The sequence below is a fragment of the Glutamicibacter sp. NPDC087673 genome, from assembly GCF_044743255.1.
Taxonomy (GTDB): Bacteria; Actinomycetota; Actinomycetes; order Actinomycetales; family Micrococcaceae; genus Glutamicibacter.
This window is the reverse complement of sequence record NZ_JBIUWB010000002.1, coordinates 73,462-98,620: the sequence shown is the minus strand read 5'-3', so window position 1 is coordinate 98,620 and position 25,159 is coordinate 73,462. Positions and strand designations below refer to the sequence as shown.

The 25,159-nt window shown below is 61.2% G+C and carries 26 protein-coding genes and 1 riboswitch; of the genes, 12 read left to right on the top strand and 14 right to left on the bottom strand.

Annotation, left to right across the window (positions count from 1 at the left end):
* Positions 1-17 precede the first annotated feature (17 nt).
* From ACIOTL_RS04765 to ACIOTL_RS04755, 3 genes are all read left to right on the top strand, one after another.
* Entirely contained in the window at positions 18-512 is a 495-nt protein-coding gene (locus ACIOTL_RS04765; protein WP_133833563.1) for a DinB family protein, read from the top strand.
* A 30-nt stretch (positions 513-542) separates the two neighbouring features.
* On the top strand, positions 543-1,010 hold the full coding sequence (locus tag ACIOTL_RS04760) for an N-acetyltransferase (RefSeq protein ID WP_133833562.1): 468 nt from the start codon (positions 543-545) through the stop codon (positions 1,008-1,010).
* Between the two features lie 308 nt (positions 1,011-1,318).
* Positions 1,319-2,503, top strand: coding sequence for a TerC family protein (locus ACIOTL_RS04755; RefSeq protein WP_105656995.1), 1,185 nt, complete (start codon positions 1,319-1,321; stop codon positions 2,501-2,503).
* Between the two features lie 73 nt (positions 2,504-2,576).
* Here the strand turns inward: ACIOTL_RS04755 and ACIOTL_RS04750 are convergent, their stop codons facing one another.
* Entirely contained in the window at positions 2,577-2,987 is a 411-nt protein-coding gene (locus ACIOTL_RS04750; protein ID WP_105656996.1) for a YccF domain-containing protein, read from the bottom strand.
* Between the two features lie 126 nt (positions 2,988-3,113).
* Here ACIOTL_RS04750 and trmB point away from each other — a divergent pair, with 126 nt between their 5' ends.
* Positions 3,114-3,971, top strand: a complete 858-nt coding sequence (gene trmB, locus ACIOTL_RS04745) for a tRNA (guanosine(46)-N7)-methyltransferase TrmB (protein ID WP_133833561.1) — start codon at positions 3,114-3,116, stop codon at positions 3,969-3,971.
* A gap of 50 nt (positions 3,972-4,021) precedes the next feature.
* Positions 4,022-4,648 carry a GNAT family N-acetyltransferase gene (locus ACIOTL_RS04740; protein ID WP_400341976.1) on the top strand — a complete coding sequence of 209 codons (627 nt, stop codon included), beginning with the start codon at positions 4,022-4,024 and terminating at the stop codon, positions 4,646-4,648.
* Here the strand turns inward: ACIOTL_RS04740 and ACIOTL_RS04735 are convergent.
* From ACIOTL_RS04735 to dnaK, 4 genes are all read right to left on the bottom strand, one after another.
* Entirely contained in the window at positions 4,645-5,073 is a 429-nt protein-coding gene (locus ACIOTL_RS04735) for a heat shock protein transcriptional repressor HspR (protein ID WP_105656998.1), read from the bottom strand. The genes ACIOTL_RS04740 and ACIOTL_RS04735 overlap by 4 nt on opposite strands.
* A gap of 113 nt (positions 5,074-5,186) precedes the next feature.
* A complete protein-coding gene (locus tag ACIOTL_RS04730) occupies positions 5,187-6,161 on the bottom strand; it encodes a DnaJ C-terminal domain-containing protein (protein ID WP_105656999.1) in 975 nt (324 codons plus the stop codon).
* Positions 6,162-6,246: 85 nt separating this feature from the next.
* Complete coding sequence (locus tag ACIOTL_RS04725) at positions 6,247-6,828, bottom strand: nucleotide exchange factor GrpE (RefSeq protein WP_105657000.1); 582 nt, start codon at positions 6,826-6,828, stop codon at positions 6,247-6,249.
* Between the two features lie 13 nt (positions 6,829-6,841).
* A complete protein-coding gene (gene dnaK, locus ACIOTL_RS04720) occupies positions 6,842-8,695 on the bottom strand; it encodes a molecular chaperone DnaK (protein WP_105657001.1) in 1,854 nt (617 codons plus the stop codon).
* Positions 8,696-8,944: 249 nt separating this feature from the next.
* On the opposite strand from dnaK, the gene ACIOTL_RS04715 reads away from it, so the two are divergent.
* Positions 8,945-9,163: a PLD nuclease N-terminal domain-containing protein gene (locus ACIOTL_RS04715; RefSeq protein ID WP_105657002.1), complete on the top strand. Its 219-nt coding sequence runs from the start codon at positions 8,945-8,947 to the stop codon at positions 9,161-9,163.
* A gap of 82 nt (positions 9,164-9,245) precedes the next feature.
* Here the strand turns inward: ACIOTL_RS04715 and ACIOTL_RS04710 are convergent, their stop codons facing one another.
* The 3 genes from ACIOTL_RS04710 to ACIOTL_RS04700 form a co-directional block, all read right to left on the bottom strand.
* Complete coding sequence (locus tag ACIOTL_RS04710) at positions 9,246-9,719, bottom strand: small multi-drug export protein (protein WP_105657003.1); 474 nt, start codon at positions 9,717-9,719, stop codon at positions 9,246-9,248.
* Positions 9,720-9,910: 191 nt separating this feature from the next.
* A complete protein-coding gene (locus ACIOTL_RS04705; RefSeq protein ID WP_400341974.1) occupies positions 9,911-11,452 on the bottom strand; it encodes a DEAD/DEAH box helicase in 1,542 nt (513 codons plus the stop codon).
* A gap of 305 nt (positions 11,453-11,757) precedes the next feature.
* Positions 11,758-13,899, bottom strand: a complete 2,142-nt coding sequence (locus ACIOTL_RS04700) for an MMPL family transporter (protein ID WP_332594639.1) — start codon at positions 13,897-13,899, stop codon at positions 11,758-11,760.
* Between the two features lie 129 nt (positions 13,900-14,028).
* Here ACIOTL_RS04700 and ACIOTL_RS04695 point away from each other — a divergent pair, with 129 nt between their 5' ends.
* The 4 genes from ACIOTL_RS04695 to ACIOTL_RS04680 all read left to right on the top strand — a co-directional run bounded on the left by ACIOTL_RS04695 (position 14,029) and on the right by ACIOTL_RS04680 (position 17,805).
* Positions 14,029-14,541 (top strand): MarR family winged helix-turn-helix transcriptional regulator, encoded by a 513-nt coding sequence (locus tag ACIOTL_RS04695; protein WP_400288671.1) that lies wholly within the window; start codon positions 14,029-14,031, stop codon positions 14,539-14,541.
* Positions 14,538-15,161 (top strand): LysE family transporter, encoded by a 624-nt coding sequence (locus tag ACIOTL_RS04690; protein ID WP_133833557.1) that lies wholly within the window; start codon positions 14,538-14,540, stop codon positions 15,159-15,161. Before ACIOTL_RS04695 ends, ACIOTL_RS04690 begins: the two co-directional genes overlap by 4 nt.
* A 138-nt stretch (positions 15,162-15,299) precedes the next feature.
* Positions 15,300-15,809, top strand: coding sequence for a low molecular weight protein-tyrosine-phosphatase (locus ACIOTL_RS04685; protein WP_105657007.1), 510 nt, complete (start codon positions 15,300-15,302; stop codon positions 15,807-15,809).
* The gene (locus tag ACIOTL_RS04680) at positions 15,796-17,805 is read left to right on the top strand and encodes a chorismate-binding protein (protein ID WP_400341972.1); all 2,010 of its coding nucleotides are present in this window, start codon (positions 15,796-15,798) and stop codon (positions 17,803-17,805) included. Before ACIOTL_RS04685 ends, ACIOTL_RS04680 begins: the two co-directional genes overlap by 14 nt.
* A 10-nt stretch (positions 17,806-17,815) precedes the next feature.
* Here the strand turns inward: ACIOTL_RS04680 and cls are convergent, their stop codons facing one another.
* Positions 17,816-19,312: a cardiolipin synthase gene (gene cls / locus ACIOTL_RS04675; RefSeq protein ID WP_286134130.1), complete on the bottom strand. Its 1,497-nt coding sequence runs from the start codon at positions 19,310-19,312 to the stop codon at positions 17,816-17,818.
* A 166-nt stretch (positions 19,313-19,478) separates the two neighbouring features.
* Between cls and ACIOTL_RS04670 the strand changes: the two genes are divergently transcribed.
* Positions 19,479-20,354 (top strand): aminodeoxychorismate lyase, encoded by an 876-nt coding sequence (locus ACIOTL_RS04670; RefSeq protein WP_105657010.1) that lies wholly within the window; start codon positions 19,479-19,481, stop codon positions 20,352-20,354.
* Here ACIOTL_RS04670 and ACIOTL_RS04665 read toward each other — a convergent pair.
* Positions 20,351-22,678: an ATP-binding cassette domain-containing protein gene (locus ACIOTL_RS04665; RefSeq protein ID WP_332594641.1), complete on the bottom strand. Its 2,328-nt coding sequence runs from the start codon at positions 22,676-22,678 to the stop codon at positions 20,351-20,353. The genes ACIOTL_RS04670 and ACIOTL_RS04665 overlap by 4 nt on opposite strands.
* A complete protein-coding gene (locus ACIOTL_RS04660; RefSeq protein ID WP_105657012.1) occupies positions 22,675-23,283 on the bottom strand; it encodes an ECF transporter S component in 609 nt (202 codons plus the stop codon). Before ACIOTL_RS04660 ends, ACIOTL_RS04665 begins: the two co-directional genes overlap by 4 nt.
* A 65-nt stretch (positions 23,284-23,348) precedes the next feature.
* Positions 23,349-23,470, bottom strand: a riboswitch (TPP riboswitch).
* A gap of 84 nt (positions 23,471-23,554) precedes the next feature.
* Here ACIOTL_RS04660 and ACIOTL_RS04655 point away from each other — a divergent pair.
* Positions 23,555-23,797 (top strand): DUF4235 domain-containing protein, encoded by a 243-nt coding sequence (locus ACIOTL_RS04655; RefSeq protein WP_105657090.1) that lies wholly within the window; start codon positions 23,555-23,557, stop codon positions 23,795-23,797.
* Positions 23,798-23,853: 56 nt separating this feature from the next.
* On the opposite strand, the gene mnhG is transcribed toward ACIOTL_RS04655, so the two are convergent.
* The 3 genes from mnhG to ACIOTL_RS04640 are packed head-to-tail and all read right to left on the bottom strand — an operon-like array spanning position 23,854 to position 25,152.
* Positions 23,854-24,258 carry a monovalent cation/H(+) antiporter subunit G gene (gene mnhG / locus ACIOTL_RS04650; RefSeq protein ID WP_105657013.1) on the bottom strand — a complete coding sequence of 135 codons (405 nt, stop codon included), beginning with the start codon at positions 24,256-24,258 and terminating at the stop codon, positions 23,854-23,856.
* Complete coding sequence (locus tag ACIOTL_RS04645; protein ID WP_105657014.1) at positions 24,258-24,524, bottom strand: monovalent cation/H+ antiporter complex subunit F; 267 nt, start codon at positions 24,522-24,524, stop codon at positions 24,258-24,260. Before ACIOTL_RS04645 ends, mnhG begins: the two co-directional genes overlap by 1 nt.
* Position 24,525: 1 nt before the next feature.
* The gene (locus ACIOTL_RS04640; protein WP_400341969.1) at positions 24,526-25,152 is read right to left on the bottom strand and encodes a Na+/H+ antiporter subunit E; all 627 of its coding nucleotides are present in this window, start codon (positions 25,150-25,152) and stop codon (positions 24,526-24,528) included.
* Positions 25,153-25,159 lie beyond the last annotated feature (7 nt).

Here is a 25,159-nt window from a genome sequence, read left to right as displayed (position 1 = left end):
CCGACTTAAGATAAGGCATGGCCAACCCGGATTCCAAAGACATTTTTTCACTGACCCACGATGATATGGTCCAAGTTTTCATCGATCAGCACCGGCAGATGCTGCTTTCCTGCACCGGCGGACTGAGTGAAGCCGAAGCCAGATTGAAGTTGGTTGAATCCAAGACCACGCTGCTCGGGCTGGTGAAACATGCGATCTTCGTGGAACGGGTCTGGTTCGGTGAAGCAGCCACCGGCCGGAGCCGTGCAGAGCTGGGCATTGCCTCTTCGCCCAGCAAATCATTCGACTTGGAGGCTTCCGACACCATCGATTCGATTCGGCACGAATATGCCCAAGCCATCGAACTGTCGCATCAAGCAGTCGAAGGCAAAACAGGAGATGACGTCTTCTCAGGCAACCGGCGTGGACCGCTGCCGCTGCGCTGGATCCAGCTGCATATGCTGCGTGAACTGGCACAGCATTGCGGACACGCAGATATCCTGCGTGAACAAATCCTGGCCGCGCGGAAATAGCGTGCCGCCCTCAACCGGTAGACTCCGGGCATGCCATTAGAACTCCACCCGCTTCCCGCTGAAGAATTCCATTCGTGGATGGCACGAAGTACCGCCGAGTACGTATCGGACCTTGTTGCCGCTGGCAGTTCCCAGCACAAGGCGCAGGAAGATGCAGACCGGGCCATGACCCGGGCCTTTCCCACCGGATTGCCAAGTTGCACCAATGCGGTATTCACCCTGGAGCATGGCATTTTCGGCGATGTGGGCTATGTCTGGATCGGCCACGACACCTCAGGCGATCCGGCTTCATGGTGGGTTTGGGACATAGTTGTCGATCCCGGGCACCGCGGCAAGGGGTTCGGACGCCAGGCCATGAATTTGGCCGAAGAATACGCCCGTGCCCACGGCGCACGTACCCTGGGGCTGAATGTGTTCGGATTCAACCAGAGCGCTCGCGGCCTCTATGAATCGCTTGGATATGAAACCACCAGCATCAAGATGCACAAGTCGCTCTAGCAGCGCCTAGTTCCTGCCCCTAGCCCACGTTGCTCCAAGCAAAGTGCATTCTTCGAATTGCTATTGACGCCTACCCAACTGCACAAAGACAAAGTACATTACAGATCATCATGACATCCACGGACCAAGATTTTTCCAGAAGCATCGCATCAGGATAAGCTGGTAGAACGTAAGGGAGTATTCATAATCGTTGAATCCGTCAATACGCAGGACTTCATGGTCCTGCCGGGTTTTGCGGCCAGCCCCGGGGTCGGTGAAGAGACTTACTCAGATGCGTTCGCGCGCTACTTACGAAAGCAGGAATCCCTATGGGAGTTTCCCCTATGATTTGGGGCATCACGATTGTCGTGATTCTCGCCCTTCTGGCCTTCGACTATTTCTTCCACATCCGCAAGGCCCACGTTCCATCGCTGCGTGAAGCAGCGATCTGGTCCAGCATCTATGTTGGCTTGGCCCTCGTTTTCGGTGTGCTGGTGCTGGTCTTCGGCGGAATCGACATGGGTGCCGAGTACTTTGCCGGCTACATTACCGAGAAGGCCCTGTCGGTCGACAACCTGTTCGTCTTCCTGATTATCATCGCCAGCTTCCGCGTACCCCGCGAAGACCAGCAGAAAGTCCTGCTCTTCGGCATCGTCTTCTCGCTGATCGCACGTACCGCCTTCATCTTTGTCGGCGCGGCGCTGATCAACCAGTTCGCTTGGGTCTTCTACCTGTTCGGCCTGATCCTGCTGTTGACCGCAGGCAACCTGCTGAAGAAGGATGACGAATCCGATGAGGCCAACAACTTCATCATCCGGATCGCCAAGAAGCTATTCCACACTACCGACAACTATGACGGCGACAAGCTGTTCACCAAGATCGATGGCAAGAAGGTCCTGACTCCGATGCTGCTGGTCATGGTGGCCATCGGCGGTACCGATATTCTCTTCGCTCTGGATTCCATCCCTGCGATCTTCGGACTCACCCAGAACGTCTACATCGTGTTCACGGCTACCGCCTTCTCGCTCATGGGACTGCGCCAGCTCTACTTCCTGCTCGACGGATTGCTGGACCGCTTGATCTACCTGTCCTACGGGTTGGCAGCAATCCTGGCATTCATCGGCGTGAAGCTGATCCTGCATGCACTGCACGAGAACAACTTGCCATTCATCAATGATGGTGAGCACGTGATGGTCATTGAAATCAGCACCGGCCTGTCGCTGAGCGTCATTATCGGCGTCCTGGTGCTGACAATTCTCGCTTCGCTGTTCAGCAAGGCAGGCAAGGCCCAGACTGCCATCGGCAACCTGCGCCGCCATGCCAACAGCTACAACGACCTGAGCTACACCTCGGACGCGGTCGAACGCGAACGCATCTACCGCGCCTTGGTGGAGGAAGAAGCGTATGTGAAAACCATGGAAAAGAAGTACCGCGACAAGGCCAAGGACGTGGACAAGATCCGTGTCGAGGTCGCCGAAGCGCACCGCCAGCACGATGAGTACCTCAAGAGCTGATCAGGTTCGTACATAAAGCGAATGGCTGCCAACCCCATCAAGGGTTGGCAGCCATTCGCTGTCTTGGCGCAGCCTAGCGGCGAACACCGCCGATGAAATAGTCCGAAGGCACAATGACCTTGCCCAGAGGCATCAGGGAAACCGGGATCATCTTCAAGTTTGCGATCCCCAGCGGGATGCCGATAATCGAAATGAACATCGGGATCGCGGTTACCACGTGCCCAACGGCAATCCAGATACCAGCAAAAATGATCCAGATGATGTTGCCCAGGGTGGAGAACGCGCCTACCGGGCCGTTGTCGACCACGGTGCGGCCAAACGGCCACAGCGCATAGCCGGCAATGCGGAACGAGGCGATGCCGAATGGAATGGTCACGATCAGCACGCAGCAGATGATGCCTGCCAACACGTAGCCCAAGGCCAGCCACAGGCCGCCGAAAAGCAGCCAAATAATGTTGAGAATACCGCGCACTAAATCAGTCATGGTTATATTCTCTGTCTTTTGCCTGTTTTACTCCATCGGGGATCCCCCCGATTTTCTTCTAGGGGTGTCCAATCCCCTACCGTTCGGCAAGCATCGAAGCAGCTTGCTCGGATAGGATTAATCATCATGAGCGAATCGAGCGAGCAGCAGCGCCCAGCCCACGGCACTGCCCCTAGGAACCCAGACCTTTTCCGTGCCGAGCCGGTATCCTTCGTGCGCCGCGGCAACCGCCTGCAGGGCCGCCGTGCCAGCGCCTGGGAGCGCAATGCCGATCAGTACGTCATTGAGCCGCCCCGCAAGATCGCCGACACTTCGGTTGCCGATGACTTCCAGCTCGATCCTGCCGAGGCTTTCGGACGCACCGCACCGCTGATCGTGGAGATCGGCACCGGCCTGGGCGAATGCATCGCCAACGCCGCCAAGGATGATCCCGAGCGCAACTACCTCGCCGTTGAGGTCTACCGTCCGGGCCTGGCCCAGCTGATGCTGAAGGTCGAGTCTTTCGGCATCACCAACGTCCGCGCAGTGCAGGCCAATGCCCCAGAGGTTCTGGATGTCATGCTGGACGAGAACAGCGCCGATGAGATCTGGATCTTCTTCTCAGATCCATGGCACAAGCCGCGCCACCATAAGCGTCGCCTGATCAAGGCCTCGTTCCTGGACAAGGTCTCCCGCGTGCTCAAGCCGGGAGGCACCCTGCGCTTGGCCACCGACTGGTCCAACTACGCCGAGCAAATGCGCGAAGTCCTCGAAGCCCATCCGGACTTCGAGAACCAGCATCATGGCAATCTGTCCGGCACTGAGAGCAACCTGACCAAGGTGCGCCGCGAGGGCATGGAAGGCTTCGACCCCGAGCCAGAATTCACAGATGCCCAGGGTGGCTGGGCCCCGCGTTTCGAGCGCCGGATCCTGACCAGCTTCGAAGGCAAGGCGCTCAAGGCTGGTCGTCTGGTCTTCGATCTGGCGTACACCCGCATCGGCTAGTCGCCGAAATAAAGCATTGAAGAGGCCATGGAATCCCTAGGATGGATTCCATGGCCTCTTCTTCTGCGCAAAGTCTGCACTACGCCCAAGCTCCGAGAATGGACTATGCCGGGGTGCGGCTAGAACAATTGTCAATGGACCACGCCCCGGATCTGATCCAGCTCGCAGCCAACGGCCAGTTGGATGAAGCGTGGTTTGCTACCACTCCATCGGCCGAATCCATGCGCTTGGATATCCAGCGCCGCTTGGCATTGCAGGAAACTGGCGAGATGGCTCCCTTTGCGATCATCGACCTGTCCACCGGCAAAGCGGTGGGGGCCACGACTTACTTGAATATCGACGCGGCAAATCACCGCGTGGAAATCGGCTCAACGTTCCTGGCCATGCCAGCCCAAGGCACCGGGATCAATCCAGCTGCCAAGTTCATGCTGCTGCGCCGGGCTTTCGAGGAACTGGATTGCTATTCAGTGGCTTTCTGCACGCACTGGCACAATGCCGCTTCACGCGCCGCGATTGCACGGCTCGGCGCCAAGCAGGATGGCGTGCTGCGCAATCACAAATATGATCCAAAGAGCGGCACCCTGCGCGATACGGTGGTGTTCTCAATACTCCCGCACGAATGGCCTGCCGCGCGCACCCAATTGGAAGCGCGCTTGGCCCGGCACGGACGGATCTAGCGTCCGATAGCGCGGCGCGCGGTAAACAGCGTCACGGTCGGTTCACGGCGTTCAGGGCGCATGCCCCTAGCCAACGAAACGATGTCGCCTCCAGCGGTGCCCGCAGCGAAGATGCGAGATTGGCCCTGGCGTACGGCGGAAAGTTCTTGGCGAAGCCCATTGACTTCGGTTTGCAGATAGGCGACTTGATCTTGCAGGTCCAGGATGCGCTTGATGCCCTCGAGCGAGACGCCTTCCTTGCTCAGGGCCTGCACCTGGCGCAACAGTGATACGTCGCGCTGCGAGTAGCGGCGTTGCTTTCCGCTCTGGCGGCTGGGCGAAACCAAACCAATGCGGTCATACTGGCGCAGCGTCTGCGGATGCATGTCTGCAAGTTGCGCGGCGACGGAAATGACGAAGACAGGTCGCAGGTACTCCCCGTTCACGTTGCTTCTACCACCTTTCTGCAAGGACCTTGGATTCGGTCCCTATTGCCTTCGAGTCTATCTTCCCTGCCCAGCCAATTCGATGACGGGGCAGGGAAGACAGCCTATTGGGTTCAGAGCTTGGCTTTGGCAGCCAAATCCACTCGTGGATCCTCGCCCTCGGTGGCTGATGCGAAGTCCTCCACGGCCTTCTTTGCAGCATCCGAGAGGTTCTGCGGAATCGCGACATCCAGGACGATCAGCAGATCGCCGGTGGCCTTGGAGGTCTTCACGCCGCGGCCCTTCAGACGCAAGGTGCGCCCGGAGTTGGATCCAGCGGGAACCTTCACCGCAACGGAATCCCCGTCCAGGGTCGGTACGTGGATCTTTGCTCCAAGCACCGCTTCAGCGAAGGTCACCGGCACGTGGATGCGGATGTTGTTCTCTTCGCGCTTGAAGAACGGGTGCTCGCTGACCTTGACCTTGACCAGCAGGTCGCCGTTGCCGGCAGCACCAGGCTGGCCCTTGCCGCGCACGCGCACCGACTGGCCATCCTTGATGCCCGCCGGTATGCGCACGTCAATGACCTCGCCATTCTGCTCGCGCAGGCCAATGGTGGTGCCCTTAATTGATCCGGAGAAGGAAATCGTGGTGCTCGCCGTGCGGTCAGCACCCTTGCGCGGTGGTGCGCTCTGGCCGAAGCCGCCGCCACCGAAACCGCCGCCACCACCGAAGAGGTCGGAGAAGTCCGGCTGCCCGCCGCGGCCACGTGGGCCCGCTCCGCCGCCTCCGAAGAGGTTGGAGAAGATGTCCTCGAAGCCGGCTTGCCCGCCGGGGCCGCCCGGTCCGCCACCAGCAGAGAATCGCGCTCCGCCGCCCATGGCACGGATCGCGTCGTACTGCTCGCGCTCTTCCTTGTCCGAAAGCACCGAGTTGGCTTCGGAGATGTCCTTGAATTTCTTTTCAGCGGCCGCATCACCCTGGTTGGTATCCGGGTGGTACTTGCGCGCAAGCTTGCGGTACGCCTTCTTGATGTCCGCCTCGCTGGCGTCCTTGGAGACGCCCAGAATGGCGTAAAAGTCTTTTTCGATCCAGTCCTGACTTGCCATCAGGGCCCCATCCTTTCAGTGCCAATTCGACACTGCCCACTGTCGAAGACTCGGCAGTGGGCAGTATCGATTGTGCTATTCGTGGCTATTCGCCGGTTGCTACCAGCACCTGAGCTGCACGCAGGATGATGGTTCCCTTGCGGTAACCGGTGCGCAGCACCTGTCCCACGTGGTCGGCTGGAATCTCGTCAACAGCCTGGCGAAGCAGGGCTTCGTGGATGTTCGGGTCGAATTCCACGCCGGCCTCGTTGATGCGCTCCAGGCCATGCTGAGCCAGAATTCCATCCAGCTTGTTGGCGATCGATGCGAACGGGCCGTCGGCGAGGTCGCCGTGGGCTCGTGCCGCATCGATGTCGTCAAGCACCGGAAGCAGGGTGTTGAGCACGGACTGCACGGCGTTTTCACGCGCTACGGCCCGGTCGCGTTCCACGCGCTTGCGGTAGTTGACGTATTCGGCCTGCAGGCGCAGCAGGTCGTTGCGCAGTTCGGTTTCCACCGCACCGGCCTCTTCCGGCTGCGCCGAATCGGCTTCAGCGCCAGCAGCAGCTTCGTTCAGGATCGCCTCGGCCTGACCCAGGGCGTCAGCGGTTGGCTGCTCGTTGGCGGCCTCTGGCTGGTTCTCCGGCTCCTGGCCGGAGTTCTCGTTCTGGTCCTTTGCCTCGGACATATTCCTAAACTCCTTACTTCTTGTCGGCTTCGTCTTCGTCGATGACCTCGGCGTCGACGATGTCTTCATCAGCGTTCGGTGCCTGCTCGCCCTCAGGAGCCTGGGCGCCCTCGGCCTGCGCGTTGGCGTAGATTGCCTCGCCCAGCTTGGTCTGCGATGCCTGCAGCTTCTCGAACGCGGCCTTGACCTCGTCGTCGTTGTCCTGCTTCTCCAGGGCAGCCTTCAGGGCGTCGACGTCAGCCTGGACCTCGGTCTTGACCTCTTCAGGCAGCTTGTCTTCGTTGTCCTTGATCAGCTTGTCCACGGAGTAGGCAGCCTGCTCAGCGGCGTTACGGGTCTCAGCGGCCTCGCGGCGTGCCTTGTCCTCTTCGGCGTGTGCTTCAGCTTCCTGGACCATGCGCTCGATGTCTTCCTTGGACAGCGAGGAACCACCGGTGATGGTCATCGACTGCTCGGTGCCGGTGCCCTTGTCCTTGGCGGATACGTGCACGATGCCGTTGGCGTCGATGTCGAAGGTGACCTCAACCTGCGGGATGCCGCGAGGAGCCGGTGCGATACCGGTCAGCTCGAAGGTGCCCAGCGCCTTGTTGTCGCGGGTGAACTCGCGCTCGCCCTGGAAGACCTGGATGGATACCGAAGGCTGGTTGTCCTCGGCGGTGGTGAAGGTCTCCGAACGCTTGGTCGGGATCGCGGTGTTGCGCTCGATCAGCTTGGTCATCACGCCGCCCTTGGTCTCAATACCCAGGGACAGTGGGGTGACGTCGATGAGCAGAACGTCCTTGCGCTCGCCCTTCAGCACGCCTGCCTGCAGCGCTGCGCCCACGGCGACAACCTCATCTGGGTTCACGCCCTTGTTCGCTTCCTTGCCGGCCAGGTCCTTGACCAGTTCAGCAACGGCTGGCATGCGGGTGGAACCGCCAACCAGGATCACGTGGGCGATGTCCGAAACCTTGACGCCTGCCTCGGCGATGACGTCGTTGAATGGCTTGCGGGTGCGCTCCAGCAGGTCCTTGGTCAGGTCCTGGAACTTGGCACGCGAGAGGTGCTCGTCCAGGTGCACTGGGCCTTCCGGGGTCACCGAGAGGTACTGCAGCGAGATGTTGGTGCTGGTAGCCGAGGACAGTTCCTTCTTGGCCTGCTCAGCAGATTCCTTCAGGCGCTGCAGCGCAATCTTGTCCTTGGACAGGTCCGCGCCCTTGGCCTTGGCCTGGGCCAGCAGCCAATCCACGATGCGCTGATCCCAGTCGTCGCCGCCCAGGCGGTTGTCGCCTGCGGTGGAGCGGACCTGGATGGTCGAGAAGCCGTCGTCGTCCTTGCCGACTTCCAGCAGGGAAACGTCGAAGGTGCCGCCACCGAGGTCGAAGACCAGGATGAGCTCGTCTTCCTGGCCCTTTTCCAGGCCGTAAGCCAGCGCAGCTGCGGTTGGCTCGTTGACAATGCGCAGGACGTTCAGGCCGGCGATCTCGCCAGCTTCCTTGGTGGCCTGGCGCTCTGCGTCGTTGAAGTATGCAGGAACGGTGATCACCGCGTCGGTGACCTTCTCGCCCAGGTACGACTCAGCGTCGTTCTTCAGCTTCATCAGGGTACGAGCCGAGATTTCCTGAGCGGTGTACTTCTTCTCGTCAACGTCAATGGTCCAGTCGGTACCCATGTGACGCTTGACCGATGCGATGGTGCGGTCGATGTTGTTGACGGCCTGGCGCTTGGCGATATCGCCAACCAGGACTTCGCCGCTCTTCGAGAAAGCAACGATCGACGGGGTAGTGCGGTTGCCTTCCGCGTTTGCGATAACGGTTGGCTCACCACCTTCGAGCACGGAAACTACGGAGTTGGTGGTTCCTAGGTCGATACCTACGGCACGCGACATAATGGCTCTCCTTTGCCTTGGTTGAAAGTACTAACGCTGAGGACATTTATCCTCATTGAGCGTTCTGCACTCAAGTTTACTCAGCCGCTTTCGACTGTCAAGTCAACTTGAGCGAAGGTGACTCAACTTTGCGTTCTGCTCATTTCAACTGCCGTGGTGAGAGAATAATTCCCATCCTGAAAAAATTTTTCATTCATCCGCTTTCAACGCTTCCAGCGGGCGGGAAAAGCGGCAGCTAGGAGCCACCTCATGGAAACGAAGCGCAAGTTCCAGGATCTGCCACCGGGCGGAAAGATCGCGGTCGCCTCTGCGGCAATTGCCGAGCTGACCTTGATGGTTGCGGCACTGCGGGATTTGTACAAGCGCCCCGCCGAACAGGTCAAGGGTCCAAAGCCGGCATGGGCAGCGGCCAGCATGATCAATTTCCTTGGCCCCATCGCCTATTTTGCTTTTGGACGCCGCAAGTAATCCCTTGGCATTCCATAGCCACTGGAAAGCAAGCCGTCCTCGTTGGTTCGAGGACGGCTTGTTCGCTTTCAGCGAGTTCCGGTTAGCCCATCAGGCTAATTCCCCGGGCAGCCAGAACGCCAAACGCGGTGCCCCACAAGATAATCGAGATGATCTGCCAGATGATCACCTTCTGCTTATTGGCACCGAAGGAGACCAAGGCAGCCGAGGTCACCTGCGAAGGCAGGATGGTCTGCCCCAGAAGGCTCACCCCGGCAATGCCGTATTTATCGAAAGCTCGGCGCAGCTTCTCGAACTTGCGTTCCTTCTTCTCCGAGTCCTTGCCCTTGCGAACCTTGTTGCGCACGGCGTGGGCGCTGTTGACGAACAACAGCATGGAAATCACGTTGCCGATCACGGCGGTGGCGATGGCAGCAACCACCGGAACACCGATAACCACGCCAATGGCCGAACCAAAGTAGGACTCGATCAGCGGAATGGCAGCTAGCAAAGCAACCGCCAAGAACTGTAGCGGTTCTGGGAAGGACGCGGCGAAATTCTGCAGGGATTCAATCATGGCTGGTGCTCCTGAAGAGGTGAAGGTTAATCGGCGACTCGTTGCTTCAATCCTATGTATCGCCTAGTCGAAACGGGATCAGCCAGCAGATCTAAACTTTTGACGCGCAAATTCCCGGGTTTAACGCAAAACTCCCCCGCATCCATTGGGATGGATGCGAGGGAGTACTCCGCAAGGATTAGTGCCAGCGCCTAGTTGCCGCGACCAGCTGGGCTCGATGCGCGACGCAGGCCACGCGAACGGCCACCGGTTGCACCGCCAGCGGCATTGCGGCCGCCGGTTCGCGGTGAGCGCGAAGGGCTCGACGGGCGTTCAGCGTTGGCACCTCGTGCGCCGCGGGCTGGACGGTCGGAGTTCGCACCGCGGGCGCTGCGCGCTGGACGCTCGCCCTGGCTAGCGCCGTCACGTTCCGTACGGCGGCGTTCGCCGCCACGGCCCTGGGCTTCGGCAGCTGGCTTGGCGCCACGCGCCGGGCGCTGGCCGCGGCCACCGCGGCCGGCACCTTCACCGGCAGGCTTGCTCTTGGCAGGATTGCGCTTCTGCTGAACCGGAGCAACGTAGGCAACCGGCTCGGCAACTTCGCCGACGACCTTGGCCACAACCGGAGAATTCAGGTTGACCTTTTCGAAAGGCACCTTCAGTCCGGCCTGCTTCAGCAAAGTCGAAACGTCGCCCTGCTGATCAGGGGTGCAGATGGTCACTACAGTTCCATCCGAACCCGCACGTGCGGTACGGCCGGAGCGGTGGGTGTAGGCCTTGTGCTCTGCTGGTGGATCTACGTGGACAACCAGCTCCACACCATCAACGTGCACGCCACGAGCGGCTACGTCGGTGGCGACAAGAACCTTCGCCTCGCCTGAAGCAAAAGCAGCAAGGTTGCGGTCACGGGCATTCTGCGAGAGGTTACCGTGCAGGTCTACCGCCGGAACGCCAGCCTTGGACAGGGTGAGCGCCATCTTCTTGGCGTGGTGCTTGGTGCGCATGAACATGATGCGACGGGCAGTGCCCTGGGCCAGAACGCGGATCAGGTCCTTCTTATCATCGTTGCCGATGACGAAGACGTGGTGCTCCATGGTGTTCACAGCGGCCTTGGGTGCATCCACCGAGTGAATGGTCGGGTTGCTCAGGTAGCGCTTGACCACCTTGTCCACACCGTTGTCCAAGGTAGCGGAGAACAGCATGTGCTGGATGCCGGTTGGCATGCGGTCCATGATGCGGCGAACTACAGGCAGGAAGCCCATGTCGGCCATGTGGTCGGCTTCATCCAGCACGGAGATTTCCAGCTGGGAGAGGTCCACGACCTTCTGCTTGATCAGGTCATCCAGGCGGCCCGGGCAGGCGATGACAATGTCCACGCCCTCATTCATGGCCTTTTCCTGGCGGCTCTGGGCCACGCCACCGTAGATCACGGTGGTACGCAGGCCTGCGGCCTTTGCCAGGGGGTCAACGGTCTTGGCAATCTGGGTCGCCAGTTCACGGGTTGGAGCCATGATCAGCGCGCGTGGGAAACGGGCCTTGCGGCGCTGTGGGCGATCTGCCAGCCGAGCTACCAGGGGCAGCGAGAAGGCCAAAGTCTTGCCGGAGCCGGTCTGGCCGCGGCCCAGGACGTCGCCGCCGGCCAAGGTCGACGGCAAGGTGGCTTCCTGGATCGGGAAAGCGGCTTCGATTCCGCTGGCAGCAAGGACCTTCGACAGGTATTCGGGCACGCCGAGGGCGCTAAAAGTTACGGACATATTCAAACTTTCTCTCTGATTCGCACGCCTGTTTCAGGCGTTGGGTTTCGCCGAGCCAGGAGGAAGTCCGCAACATGCAAGGCCAAGGAAGGCCTGCTGCCAAAAGTGGACCGGCGGAGGTTTTCCGGGCGATCCACAGGAGGGAAATCTAAACTGTCGACGCATGCGCCACAGAATTTTCCGGTGACGCACAAGTATCCATACTACAGTGCAAAAGCGGGGCCCGTCTGTGAGCGGCCCCGCTTTGCACTGCCGCCCCGGGAGACGTTCACCACTAGGGCTCCCGGGACAGTCCACCGCGCTGCCTAGTTCAGCTCGAATTCCTTCTTCGCCAATTTCGAGGGCCACCAGACCTTAGGTCCGATTTCTTCGACCAGCGCCGGCACCAGCAGGCTTCGCACGACGAAGGTATCCAAGAGCACCCCGAAGGCCACGATGAAGCCCAACTGGCCCAGGAACATGATTGGCACCACACCCAGTGCGGCGAAGGTAGCGGCAAGCACCACGCCGGCGGAGGTAATCACGCCGCCGGTGACCTTCAAGCCCACCCGCATGCCCTCACGGGTTCCGCGCTTCAAGGATTCCTCGCGCACACGGGTCATCAAGAAGATGTTGTAGTCAACGCCCAGCGCCACCAGGAAGACGAAGCCGAACAGCGGTACGGATGGATCGGCACCCACGTAGCCGAAGACATTGTTGAAGACCAGCGCACTGACACCCATCGCCGTGCCGTAGGACAGCACGGTGGTCAGGATCAGCAGCACCGGAGCCAGAATGGAACGCAGCAGCAGCATCAAGATCAGCAAGATGGCCAGGAGGGTAATCGGGATGATCTTGAACAGATCCGCGATGGCCGTCTCGTTGGTATCGAGCTGGGTCGCAGTGGTGCCGCCGACCAGCGCGTCGGCGTCGACCGCATGCAGCTGCTCGCGCAGTTCGACCACGGTCTGCTTGGCGGCATCCGAGTCGGCCGCATCGGCCAGCGTCACCGACATCAGGTTGCGGCCTTCGACGCTCATTGGCTCGGCCCCGCGGGCGGCCATGGCCGGTCCGCCGTCTTCAGCCTGCAAGTAGGCCGAATCCACGCCGGTGACATCAAGGGCCTTTTCCAGGGCCGTCTGCGCTTCGGCTTCATCGACAATCACCGTGGCCGGGGATCCCGAGCCGCCAGGGAAGTGCTCGCCCAGGGCGATCTGCCCGTCACGCGACTCCGAACCGCCTACCACCAGCTCGCTCTGCGGCACGCCATGGGCCTTGAGCTGGGTCATGCCCAGCGCTCCCACGGCGAGCACCAGAGCGGTGATGATCCAGATCGGGCGCGGATGGCTGGCAACGAACCGCGCGATGCGGCCCCACAAGCCTTCCTTCTCCTGGCCTTGGGCGTCCACGGCCGCCGGCTTGGGCGGGAAGGGCCAGTAAGCGGCCCGTCCCAGCAAGCCGAGCACCGCCGGCAGGAACGTCAACGCGGCAATGATCGAGAAGATGATGCCCGAGGCGCCAATGGGTCCCAGTGCCTTATTGGAGTTCAGATCGGAGAACAGCAGGCACAGCAGGCCCACCGTCACGGTGCCGCCCGAAGCGACAATCGGTTCCAGCGAGCCTTTCCATGCGGAAGCCACGGCCTGCCACTTGTCCTGGCCGGCCATGAGCGCTTCCTTGTGCCTGGCCACGAACAGCAGCGAGTAGTCGGTAGCCGCACCGATGACCAGGATGGACAAGATGCCCTGGGCCTGGCCGTCGAGCCGGATCCAGCCTTCGGATGCCATGAAGTACACCGCGACAATTGCCGCGCACAGCGCGACGACCGAGGTGAGCAGCACCGTGAAGGGAAGCAGGATCGAACGGTAGACCAGCAGCAGGATCACCAGCACAGCTACCAGGGCCACGCCCAGCAGCACGCCGTCGATGCCGCCGAAGGCCTCGACCAGGTCGGCGCTGAAGCCTGCCGGCCCAGTGACATAGGCGGTGGTGCCTTCGGGCTTCTCGGCGGCCAGGAGCGAACGCAGCTCTTCGACTCCGGTATCGGCCTCCACCTCGCCGGAGACCGGAACGATGAATTCAGCGGCCTTGCCGTCTTCGGAGAGGAAGGGCCCGGTGATCTGCCCGTCCAGATGCGTGAAGTCCTTCAGCGCCTCGCCGATCCCTCCAGCAGTTTCCTTGCTGACCTCGCCATCGCTGGTGAGCAGGACCACCGCTGGGATTGCTTCGGTGGAGCGGAATTTATTCTGCCATTCCAGGGCTTCGGTTGCTTCGGCGGTGGCCGGGAGGAAGGAGGTCTGGTCGTTGGTCTGGACCTCGGAAAGCTTGCCGAAGGTCGGGCCGCCGATTCCTGCTACACCCAGCCAGAGGATGATCAGCAGGGCGTAGATTCCTGCCCTGATGCCGATACCCTTCTTGTCCAATCGCTTCTTGCCCGATGGCTGGTCGGTTTTCGCTACATGCGCCACTGATCCGTCCTCACTCGTGATTGCTGGCGGTGGATCAAAGGGCGATCCGAATGCCATACTACAAGACTTACTTCCATCGTAGAAATACTTCCCAGGCTATTAAATGCTTTTCCGACTAGGATTGCGCCTATGAGCGCAAGAGAACAGCACAATTTGGTCATGCTCCTGCAGGAATTCGGCCAAGCCTCGGACCGCTACGTTGAGTCCACCGGAGCACTTTACGCAACGCACCGCACGGATATGAATGCGCTGTCGATCATCATGAAATACGAGCAGCGCAGCCTTCTGCCTTCCCCGCGCGACCTGAGCCGCGACCTGCAACTGAGTTCCCCGGCTACCACCGCCATGCTCGACCGCCTGGAAAAACTGGGAATGATCGAGCGCCAGCGCTCGGACCGGGATCGCCGTGTCATCCGCATCGCCATGACACCCAAAGCCCGCGGCAAGGGCATGGAAATGTTCATGCCGCTAGGTGCCAAAATGCGGGAAGTGATCAGCCACTACGACGAGCAGCAGCTGCAGGTCATAGCCCGCTTCATGGCAGAAGCCGTCGCCGGCGTGGACAGCGCGCGCGAAGAAGTCGTAACACAGCGGGCAACGAAACCAGCCAAGAGCGGGACGGACACTAGCCTTAAGCAGTGACCCTTTCACTCTGGATATCCCTTCTCAGCGCCTGCATCGTCATCAGCTTCACCCCCGGCGCCGGAGCCATCAACACGATGAGCAATTCAATGCGCCAAGGCTGGCGTGCTTCCATTTGGGGCGTGCTCGGGCAGCAGATCGCCTTGCTGATCCACGTGGTGATCGTTGCCGCAGGAGTCGGTTTGCTCGTGGCCAGCTCGCCGTTGCTGTTCGCCATCATCCGCTACGCAGGCGCTGCCTATCTGGTGTATCTCGGTATCCGCATGCTGCTTTCCAAGCCGGAGGTCGCCTCCGATGGAACCAGCACCGGGCACCGCCTGACCCGCTGGTCCATGCTCAACCGGGGCATCCTGGTCAACCTGCTCAATCCGAAGGCCATCGTCTTCTTCTTGGCTTTCACCCCGCAGTTCATCCGCACCGATCAGCCGCTCCTGGCCCAATACGCCATCTTCATCGGCACGGTCATCGTGGTGGACATCGCGGTGATGTTCTTCTTCTTTGCCGGCACGGCCCGCACCTTCCAGCGCTTCACCGCGACCTACCGCGGCGCCAAGCTGCTGAACATCCTCTTCGGCGTACTGTTCATCCTGGTCGCCGCGCTCCTGCTGCTCATGCACTAGCATTTTCGCCCGCTCTTGCCGTAGAACTCCTAGCCGTGAACCGATTCCCGGGCCAATTTCCGAATCGTTGCCGATTTGTTGCCGGGAAACGGGCGCGTAGCTATCGATCGAATCGCCTTGTGCCCATAGACTGATGCCATGTTCCGGATAATGATCGTGTGCACGGGAAATATTTGCCGTTCGCCTATGGCCGAGTACATGCTCAAGAATGCGCTCAAGGATGCCGAGGTCTCGCAGGTCGAGGTCATATCGCGAGCCATCACCGACGGTGAAGTCGGCAAGCGCATCGATGAGCGTGCTGCCAGTACTCTGCGCAGCCATGGCCTTGATGCATCTGAGCACATTGCCGCCCAGATCGACTCGGACGAAATCGCCAAGATGGATCTCGTACTGGCGATGGACACCGACCACTTCGAGGAACTCGTTCCCGAATTGGCCGAAATCGATCCGAGCGAACGTCCGCAACTGCGGATGTTCCGTTCCTTTGATCCGGGAACCGCGAGCTCCCCGCACGACCAGCAGGGCATCTATGACCCCTGGTACGGTGATGCCGGAGACTTCCGCGAGACCTGGAAACTCATTTCTGCTTCCCTGCCTGCCCTTGTAGATTACGTGCGGAGTAACATCGCCTCTCGTGGAAACCGCTAGACCAACGCTGATTGCCATTGACGGGCGTTCCGGATCCGGCAAAAGCACCTTTGCAACAGACCTAGCGAAATACCTGGAAGCCACCGCCTCCGTAGCTATTTTGCGCCTTGAAGAGCTCTACCACGGTTGGGACGGGCTGCACCGGTCCTTCGATCTCTACCACCGGATCCTGCCTCAGCTCGCAGCAGGCAACACGATCACCTACCCCACCTGGGATTGGGCCGCGGGTGCCCTTGGCGCATCCAAGAACTTCACTCCGGCCGAGGTAGTGATCATCGAAGGCGTAGGAGCGATCCATTCCGACGCCCGAGAATTCCTCGACATCGGGATCTGGCTGGAAGCACCCGAAGGCTTCCGCCGCGACCGGGCGCTGGCACGCGATGGACAGGCCTACCGTCCGTACTGGCAGATGTGGGCCGAACAAGAGGAACGCTACCTGCTGGCCCATCAGCCGCACGCCGCAGCAACCCTGCTCATTGATGCCGCTGACGACCAGGACCCCATCGAGATCTGGGCGCGTTCCTGCCGCTACCTGCCGGCCATGATGCGCCAGCTTTGCCTCCGCTCCAACCAGTCCCCCATTGCCCCAACCTTCCGCCAGAGCTACGAGGCGCCAGACGATACGGCGTCACTCTTCGAGGAACTGGCCCGGTCCCTTCCGCATGCCGCACTATTGGAATCAACAAGCCATAAGCTCAACGACCCGTTGGGACGCAACCGCTACTCGGTGATCGCGCTTTCGGCGGCAGAACAGCCCCCGGTACTGAGCGCCACCAGCCACGGCACGACCGTCAGCCTGCCCGGAGCGCAAGTACGGCTGAGCGAGGATTTCTTCCGCGCGCTGGCAGGCCTCTGGCCTGCCGGAACCACCGCTAAAGTCGGCTACCCGCTGCCGGCATGGGTGGGGTACCTCGGTTATGAGCTCAAGCGCGAGCTCGGCGCCGCGGATCTGCAGGCAGTGGTTGAACCCGGGCGGGTGCGCCCCGATGCCCAGTTCTTTGCGCCGGATACCGTGGTGGTCATTGACCATCAAGAAGGCCAGATGCATCTGCACAGCATTAGCGAACCGGCAGCAGCGCTGAGCATCCTGTTGGGCAATCCTCCAGAACTGCGCGCCCACCACCCGTTGCCTATCCCGCAGTTCAGCTGCGCGGATACCGAAGCCGGTTACAAGCAGAAGATACGCCAGGCCCAACGCGAGATCTATGAAGGCAACACCTACGAAGTTTGCCTGACGACCGAACTGACGGCCCATGCCGAACTGTTCGATCCGTTCGAGGCCTACTGCCGGATGCGCCGCTCCAGCCCTGCACCGTTTGCCCACTACCTGCGTTTCACTGATCTGCAAATCGCCAGCATTTCACCGGAACGGTTCCTCGCGCTGTCCAAGGACGGGCAGTTGCGGGCCGAGCCGATCAAGGGCACCCGGCCGCGTGGCGAAAATGAAGAATCAGATCTCGCGTTGAAGCATGATCTGGCCACCCATCCCAAGGACCGGGCCGAGAACATCATGATCGTTGACCTGTTGCGCAACGACCTGTCGCACCATGCGGTTCCCGGGTCGGTGAAGGTCGCCCGGCTGTGCGCGGTGGAAACCTACGCGACCGTGCACCAGATGGTCTCCACCATCGACGCCACGCTATCCTCCCCGCAGCTGGCCGCCGAAGCCCTGCGCGAAGCCTTCCCGCCGGGCTCCATGACCGGTGCACCGAAGCTGTCCACGATGAGCATCTTGGATGAGCTCGAAGAGCACCGTGCCCGCGGCCTGTACTCCGGGGCCGTGGGGTATCTGGGTGCTGATGGTGCCGCCGATTTCTCCGTGGTGATCCGAACCCTGGTATGCGACCGGCTAGCTGACCAGTCATGGCGGTTGAGCTTGGGCCTTGGCGGGGCAATCACCGCTGATTCGGTGCCCGCTGAAGAGTGGGACGAGGTCATCACCAAATCCCGCGGCGTCCTTCAAGCACTGGGCGCCAGTTTCCCGCAAGACACTTAAGCCAACTGAATTATTGCAAGGTGGCCGTCAAGCGAGCCACGTTGTCGATCCAGCGTTGCATGCGAGGACGGCGGCGCCACTGCGAGAGGGTGATTTCCGAGGAAATCCCGCGGTAGTGGTTCTGCACCTGGTTAACCGCATCGACCATTTCCTTGCCCAGCAGCATCACGGAAATTTCCATGTTCAGGCTGAATGAGCGCATGTCCATATTCGAGGATCCCACCACGGCCACGTCGTTATCCACGGTGAAGCACTTGGTATGCAGCACCATCGGTGCCGGGTAGCGGTGAATGCGCACGCCGGCTTCCAGCAGCTGCTGGTAGTAGGACTGCTGCGCGTGGTGCACCAGGAACTGGTCGCCCTCTTCGCAAACATACAATTCCACTTCTACTCCGCGCTGGGCGGCAGTGGTGATGGCATAGAGCAGCGAATCGTCAGGAACGAAGTACGGGCTGGTGATTTCCAGGCGTTCGGAGGCCGAATAGATCAGCGTATTGAACAGCCTGAGGTTGTTCTCGGTACCGTATCCGGGGCCGCTGGGCAGCAGCTGCGCCAGGGTGGAACCGGGACGTTCCTCATAGGCCAGCGGGTGGCGGGCCTCAGCCATATCCATCAGCACTTCCTGGTCGTCGTCCTCCTGCCACCAGTCGGTAGCGAAAGTGACGTCGAGGCTGCGCACCAGCGGACCTTCGACCCGGAGCATCATTTCAACCCATTCGCGGCCCACCTTATGCGAGGACTCGCGCTTGTAGCCGGGTTCAATCAGGTTCTGGCTTCCGGTGAAGGCCACCTCGCCATCAACAACGAGGATCTTGCGGTGGTTGCGCAGATCCGGGCGGCGCCAACGACGGCCAATCAGGTCGATGGGCAGCATCGGGCGCCAGTTGATACCGGATTTCTTCAGCCGCTTCTTGAAATCCTTGTAGCCCTTGACGCGCAAGGTTCCCAGGTGGTCGAAGAGCAACCGGACGTGCACGCCGCGCTCCGCGGCCGCTTCCAGCGCATCGAGTACCGGTCCAACATAATCCGGGTCATCGCCCATGATGTAGAACTGGATGTGCACATAGCGGGTGGCGTTATCGATTTCCTTGCGCATGGCATCGAGCGAAGCCCGGTAATCGGAGATGACCTCTACCTGGTTGCCGCCTTCCAGCGGCATGGCACCAAGATTGCGGTTGAGCATGACTGCCGATTCGACCCATTCCTCCTGGGAATGGAATTCTTCGGGCAGCTGCATGTGGCTCGTGGCCTTCATGATTTCATCGTGCGCACGCCGCTGCTTTTCCAAGCGGCGGCGCGACAGGTGCGGATTGGCGAAAAGCCAGTATGCGACAAGTCCCACAACGGGCAGGAAGAAGATAGCCAATAGCCATGCCATGGCGGTGGTGGGGCGCCGGTTGCCCGGAACGATGCCGATCATGAAGTAGCGAACCGCTAGCTCTATTGCGACCAGCACGCTCCAGAGAACGCCGCCAATCTGCAAGAAGACTTCATTACTTGGCCACACTCGGGCACCCCCTTGGCTACACCCCGCGAATTCGGCATTATCGGCCTCTGATCTGCGATGTACAGGCCAAAATCCTTCGCTTAGCTTATCGAACATTGCCGGACTTGTCTGAATCTCCGCCTGCAGAAATCGCGCAGAAGACGCTGGGGTTCGATAATCTGTCTTTATGAGCTCACTTGTATTCTTGGATCCGGCCTATCCGGCTGGTCGTCTTGCAGACATCACTGCACCGCAACTTCTGGTCACAGCACAGGGAGTCACGCGAGGTGATGGCATCTTTGAATCGATGCTCTACACCAACCAGGCCGTACGCAAATTCGAAGCGCACCTGGCACGCTTGGCGACCTCGGCTGAAGTTGCCGACTTGGCCATTCCCGATGCGCGCAGCTGGTTTGCCGCGGTAGATACCGCTGTGGCCGATTTCGATGCCACCGGCGGCGCTGAAGAAGCGGTGGTCAAGCTGGTCGCCGCGCGCGGCGAGCACGACAATGATCCTGCCATTTGCTGGGTCACCGTGACCCCTGCCCCGGCTTTGGGCAGGGAACAGCGTGAAACCGGTGTGGATGTCCTGATGCTGGATCGCGGCTACGACTCGAAGCTGGCCGAACGTGCGCCATGGCTCATGATGGGCGCCAAGACCCTTTCCTATTCGATCAATATGGCCGCCCTGCGCTACGCGCACAAGCACGGCGCCCATGATGTCATTTTCACCTCCGCCGACGGGATCATCCTGGAAGCTCCGACCTCGACCGTGCTGGTAGCCCAGCGCGATGGCGAGACCAAGCGGCTGCTGACCCCGATGCTTGAAACCGGCATCCTGCCAGGCACCACGCAAAGCGCCATTTTCGACGCTGCGGCCCAGGATGGCTGGGAGCTGGGCTACGGCCCGTTGCGCCCGGAAGACCTGTATCAGGCCGATGGCGTGTGGCTGGTTTCCTCCATCCGCCTGCTGACCCCGGTGCGCACCATCGATGCCAAGCCGTTGCGCCTGGACGCTGAGCTCCATGAAGAGCTCAGCGCCCTGAGCGAAGCAATCCGCTAGGACCACACCAAGTTGTAGGTCCCTGCCAGCACGGCCGCAGCCATTGCGGCCGTGCCAAACAGGATCCCCGTGGCCAGCACCATGCCATCACGCCAGGTGAAGGTGGCCGTGCGAATCCATGTGCGCTTGGCCGTGCCGAACCCCTTGGCCTCCATCGTGGTGGCCAACCGTCCGGCGCGGCGAATCGCTTGCACCAGCAAGGCCAGCACCTGACCCAGGGTTGCCTTGATGCGTTGGCCCACGGTGCCGAAGTTCCCGACACCGCGAGCGCGCCGGGCCAGCGTGAGCGTGGTGAATTCTTCCACCATCAACCCGAGCAATCGCATGCCGGCCAAGGCCCCGAGCACAAACCGGTGGGGTACCTTCAGCTGCTGAGACAGCGCCCCGCCCAAATCGCTTGGATTCGTGGTGGCCAGCAGCAAGATGCACGGGATGGCCAGCGCGAAAGCGCGCAGTCCGGTGGCAATGCCCCCGGCCACCGATCCCTCGGTGATGCTGAAGGCGCCGAATTGGGCGTAGACCATGCCGCTATCCTGGCCCACCAAGGCGATGCCCCACGCCGCAAGGATTCCGGCAATCAGCAGTGGCCACGCGCGCTTGAGGAATTTCAGCGGGCTCAGCCCTGCCAGGGGGAAGAACACCACGGTCGCCACGATCACGACCAGCGCCGAAACCCAATCCAAGGTGGTGATCAACGGCAGTGTTGCCGCAGCCACCGCACCGAGCTTGGCCAGCGGATTGATCTTCGCCAACCAGCTATGCCCTACCGGCGCATCAAGCACCGGCCCCTGTCGCGGGGTACCAGCTTCCGGGGTGCCGGCAGTGAGCACCAGGTCCCTTGCTTTGAGCACCGAGGCAAAGTGATCGTCGTGGGTCACAGCAATGATCGCGGTGCCCTGCTGCAATTCCTCAACCAGCAGCCCGGCCAGTTCTCTCCACGTATTCGCATCCTGCCCGAAGGTCGGTTCGTCGAGGATCAGCACCTGGGGGGATGCGGCCAGAACAGTGGCCACGGACAAGCGCCGCTTCTCGCCCCCGGAGAGAGTGAACGGGTTCGCGTCTGCCAAATGCGCCAGGCCCAAGCGTTCCAGCAACGCGTCCACGCGCGCTTGGACCTGGGCCGGCTCGTATTTCGGCGCATCGGCGCTGCTGGCCTGCGCGCGGCTGGGAGCGAAAGCCAGCTCTTCCCGAACGCTCTGGGTCACGAATTGGTGTTCGGGTTCCTGGAACACCGAACCGATCCGCCCAATCAATGCACCGGCCTTCCAGGCAAACGGGGAGTTGCCCAGACCGTCGGCCAGTTGCGCGGTGGCCGCCAACCCGCCGTCGGCCGGGACGAGCAATCCGCCCAAGGTCAAGGCCAGCGTCGACTTTCCAGCGCCATTCTCGCCGCGAATCACCGTCGCGGTGCCCGCTTGCACATTCACGTCCACCGCTTGGGTGCGCGGTGCCGTGGCGGTGCGGGCGGATACCAGCTGCTGCGCTTCCAGCAGCGTGGCACCGGCACCGTTCGTTGCCCGGGCCACCTGCGGGAAGTAGCCTGGAATCCACAGCCCGGCAGCAGCCAGCTCCTCGCGCACCGTTTCATCGGTGTACAGCTGCTGCGGGTCCAGATCGTGCGCGACTCCCCCACCGGGCTGCAGCACGATAACCCGGTCCACATGCTGCGCCCAGGCTTCAATCCGGTGTTCCACGACGACCAGCGTGGCACCGGAAAGCCGGGCGGCGTTCAGCACCGCATCGCGCAAGAGCTCAATGCTCTGCGGGTCCACATTGGCAGTCGGTTCATCGAGCAGCATGACGCTGGGTTCCATGGCCAGAATGCCGGCCAAGGCCAACCGCTGTTTCTGCCCGCCGGAAAGTTGCTGGGTGCGGTGCTCGAAGGACAGCGCACCCAGACCCACAGCGTCCAGCACTTCGGGGATCCGCTGGCGGATCAGTTCGGGATCCATTCCGAGGTTCTCGGCGCCAAAGGCCACGTCATCGGCGACCCTGCTTTGCACTACCTGGGTTTCCGGGTCTTGCTGCATCAAGCCCACCGGGTGGCTCCGGATGAAGGCATCGCTGCCATCTATGAGCAGCCGGCCAGCGACCTGATCGTCCTCATCCGCTTCCAGCAACCCGGCCATCGCGTGCAGCAAGGTTGACTTGCCGGCGCCCGATGGACCGACCAGCAGCACCTTCTCACCGGCGTGGATCACAAGGTCCAGTCCCGAGATGGCAGGATTCTTCCTCTCGGAGTGCTGCCAGCCGAACCCCGTTGCGGTGATGGCGGCACCGCGCTGGGTCAGCGAGGCTGCGCCGGAATTGGCAAAGGAACTCATTTTGCGCTTTCCAGGTGCGCACGCCGGCTCGGCAGGGCGCTCAATGCACCGGTCTTCGCCAGTCCACGCGTGGCCAACCAGGACAGCAGCCCTGCGACGACTACGCCGGAAATACCGGTGGCGATCACGTGGAAGATCTTCATTCCGGCGGTGTACTCAACGTAGTAGGCCAGGATGTAGGCCTCGGAAATGCCGGCGAACAAGCCGGCGAACAAGCCGGCCAGCAGCGCCACGCCCAGGTTCCACTTGCGGTAGCGGAATGCTGCGAAGACCAGCTCTGCACCCAGGCCCTGGACCAGGCCGGAGATCAGTACGGTCAAGCCGTAGTGCGAGCCCAGCAGCGCTTCAACTACGGCGGCCAGCAGCTCGCAGTAGATTGCGGCGCCTGGCTTGCGGATGATCAGTGCGCCGAGCACCGCCGGGAAGAGCCACATGCCGGTGAGCAGCGCGGTGGCTGGCGGGAAAGCCGCAAAGGCGAGTGAGAACAGGCCATAGCCGGCACTCCACGCCCAGAAAATAACCCCTGAAGCGACGGCGATCACCGAGGCGACGACGATATCAACTACACGCCAGCCGGTACGCTGCTTCGAAACTGTTTCGTTCATTGCTGGTCCTCCTGTGGAAAGGAGGGGAGATGGACGGAATGAGGGCATACTGCCGCGCCTATCCGCATCCGAGATGCTCGACTTCCTTCGCCGGTACTAGCCGGGGCAGGTTCGAGGGTCTGCGATCTATCGCACTCTCAGCGTCTTGCGACTTTTTTAAAAGTCTGACGCTCCCCTGTCGGAATAATTACTGCTCCCCCACCATACCGCAGGTATGCTGGGCAGAGGAACGATATGTCAAGAGCTTGATCGCGAGGAAAAAATGGATAAAGTGCAGAAACTTGCCACTACCGGTATCACCGTTGGCGCTGGCATGCTCGGCGGCAAGCTGGTTGATTTCCTTTGGTTGAAGGCAACCGGCAGCAAAGCACCACGCAAGGGCACTGAGGAAGCAGCGGAAGCTTCTTTCCGCCGTGCCTTGGGCTTCGCAGTCGTTTCGGCCCTGGTCGCAGCAATCCTGCAGACCGTGGCTGATCGCAGCGCCAACAAGGTTGTTGCCAAGTTCACCAAGTAAGCTTCGGCGTTGAGCCAAAAGCGGGAGCCGCCCAGAGGGGCGGCTCCCGCTTTTTCTCAATCTTGTTCGTCTGGCGATCCGGTCTTGGAAACCGGGGTGGTTCCGGTCGGCGGTGTTCCGTTGACCTTGTTGACCACGTGGCTCAGCTCATCGGAGAACAGGGTTTCCTTGGCAGCGTGCTTGGTCCGGTAGCCGGAACGGCCAATCATGTGGGCCGAAACCGGTGCGGTCAATAGCTGCATTCCCCAGGCCAGCACGAGTACCGGCACCACAGCCCAGCTGCGCAGGTAAATGGCCAGTCCAGCGAAAATCAGCAGGAAGCCGAGTACCTGCGGTTTGGTCGCTGCATGCATGCGGGTGAGCATGTCCGGGAAGGTCAGCAAGCCGATGCCTGCGATCAATGACATCAGGCAGCCAAGGATCAGCAGGACGGCAACGAGGACATCAAGGAAGATTTCCATTAGGCGTTCCTCTGATCCGAAACAAAGCGCGAGACGGTCACCGAACCGATGAACCCGAGCATGCAGGCGGCCACGACGAACAGCAAGTAGTCGGTGTGCTTGTGCAGCACCATTTCCAGGCACAGCGCGGCGGAGATGATCAGCAGCATCACGTCCAGGGCCAGCACCCGGTCAAGGATTGACGGCCCCTTGGCAACACGGACCAGGCAGGCGACAGCACCGAGCCCGAGCATGATGCCGCAGATCCAAATGACGATATCCAGCATGTTACCCCTTCCTCGCATCAAAGTTCGGTCCGCATTCGCTCTTGATCGCTTCGTACTCGTCTCGGCTGCCGATAGCCATGATCAGCCGGCGTTCGATGTCCCGGATGCCGGAACGCGCCTTCTCCACGTCCGCAGGCGACTCGATGTCGATGTAGTGCAGGTACAGAGTCGACGAGCTGCGGTCCACGTCGATCACGAAGGAGCCCGGGATCAGCGTGAGCACGTGGCCCACGGTCATCACGATCAGGTCCGAGTCGGTGCGCAGCGGGACCGCAATGACCGCGCTGCGGGTGCGCTTCCCGCGGACCAGCGCCAGCCAGGCCACGTGGACGCTGGCCGCGAAGACCTGTCCGAGGAACCAGATGAACAGCTTCAGGCAGTACCAGGCATTGATCCGGCCCGAAAGGACCACCGGCGGCAGCGGGAACAGGTTCACGATCAGCAGCGCGATGATCACGCCGAAGACCATGTTCCCCAGGGAGAAGTCCTGCCAGAGAGCACCCCAGACGAAGAGCAGCAGCAGAAGCAGCGGCCATTCCTGCTTGAGTGTCGCGCGGTGGCGCACGCCGGAGGTATCCAGCGCATCGTCAATGCGCTGGTCACGCGGTTCAAAGTTCTTGTTCGGCATCATCCCT

Coding starts and splice junctions, on each gene's coding strand:
- ACIOTL_RS04765 (WP_133833563.1), top strand. CDS start 18: ATGGCCAACCCGGATTCCAAAGACATTTTTTCACTGACCCACGATGAT.
- ACIOTL_RS04760 (WP_133833562.1), top strand. CDS start 543: ATGCCATTAGAACTCCACCCGCTTCCCGCTGAAGAATTCCATTCGTGG.
- ACIOTL_RS04755 (WP_105656995.1), top strand. CDS start 1,319: ATGGGAGTTTCCCCTATGATTTGGGGCATCACGATTGTCGTGATTCTC.
- ACIOTL_RS04750 (WP_105656996.1), bottom strand. CDS start 2,987: ATGACTGATTTAGTGCGCGGTATTCTCAACATTATTTGGCTGCTTTTC.
- trmB (WP_133833561.1), top strand. CDS start 3,114: ATGAGCGAATCGAGCGAGCAGCAGCGCCCAGCCCACGGCACTGCCCCT.
- ACIOTL_RS04740 (WP_400341976.1), top strand. CDS start 4,022: ATGGCCTCTTCTTCTGCGCAAAGTCTGCACTACGCCCAAGCTCCGAGA.
- ACIOTL_RS04730 (WP_105656999.1), bottom strand. CDS start 6,161: ATGGCAAGTCAGGACTGGATCGAAAAAGACTTTTACGCCATTCTGGGC.
- ACIOTL_RS04725 (WP_105657000.1), bottom strand. CDS start 6,828: ATGTCCGAGGCAAAGGACCAGAACGAGAACTCCGGCCAGGAGCCGGAG.
- dnaK (WP_105657001.1), bottom strand. CDS start 8,695: ATGTCGCGTGCCGTAGGTATCGACCTAGGAACCACCAACTCCGTAGTT.
- ACIOTL_RS04715 (WP_105657002.1), top strand. CDS start 8,945: ATGGAAACGAAGCGCAAGTTCCAGGATCTGCCACCGGGCGGAAAGATC.
- ACIOTL_RS04710 (WP_105657003.1), bottom strand. CDS start 9,719: ATGATTGAATCCCTGCAGAATTTCGCCGCGTCCTTCCCAGAACCGCTA.
- ACIOTL_RS04705 (WP_400341974.1), bottom strand. CDS start 11,452: ATGTCCGTAACTTTTAGCGCCCTCGGCGTGCCCGAATACCTGTCGAAG.
- ACIOTL_RS04695 (WP_400288671.1), top strand. CDS start 14,029: ATGAGCGCAAGAGAACAGCACAATTTGGTCATGCTCCTGCAGGAATTC.
- ACIOTL_RS04685 (WP_105657007.1), top strand. CDS start 15,300: ATGTTCCGGATAATGATCGTGTGCACGGGAAATATTTGCCGTTCGCCT.
- ACIOTL_RS04670 (WP_105657010.1), top strand. CDS start 19,479: ATGAGCTCACTTGTATTCTTGGATCCGGCCTATCCGGCTGGTCGTCTT.
- ACIOTL_RS04665 (WP_332594641.1), bottom strand. CDS start 22,678: ATGAGTTCCTTTGCCAATTCCGGCGCAGCCTCGCTGACCCAGCGCGGT.
- ACIOTL_RS04660 (WP_105657012.1), bottom strand. CDS start 23,283: ATGAACGAAACAGTTTCGAAGCAGCGTACCGGCTGGCGTGTAGTTGAT.
- mnhG (WP_105657013.1), bottom strand. CDS start 24,258: ATGGAAATCTTCCTTGATGTCCTCGTTGCCGTCCTGCTGATCCTTGGC.
- ACIOTL_RS04645 (WP_105657014.1), bottom strand. CDS start 24,524: ATGCTGGATATCGTCATTTGGATCTGCGGCATCATGCTCGGGCTCGGT.
- ACIOTL_RS04640 (WP_400341969.1), bottom strand. CDS start 25,152: ATGCCGAACAAGAACTTTGAACCGCGTGACCAGCGCATTGACGATGCG.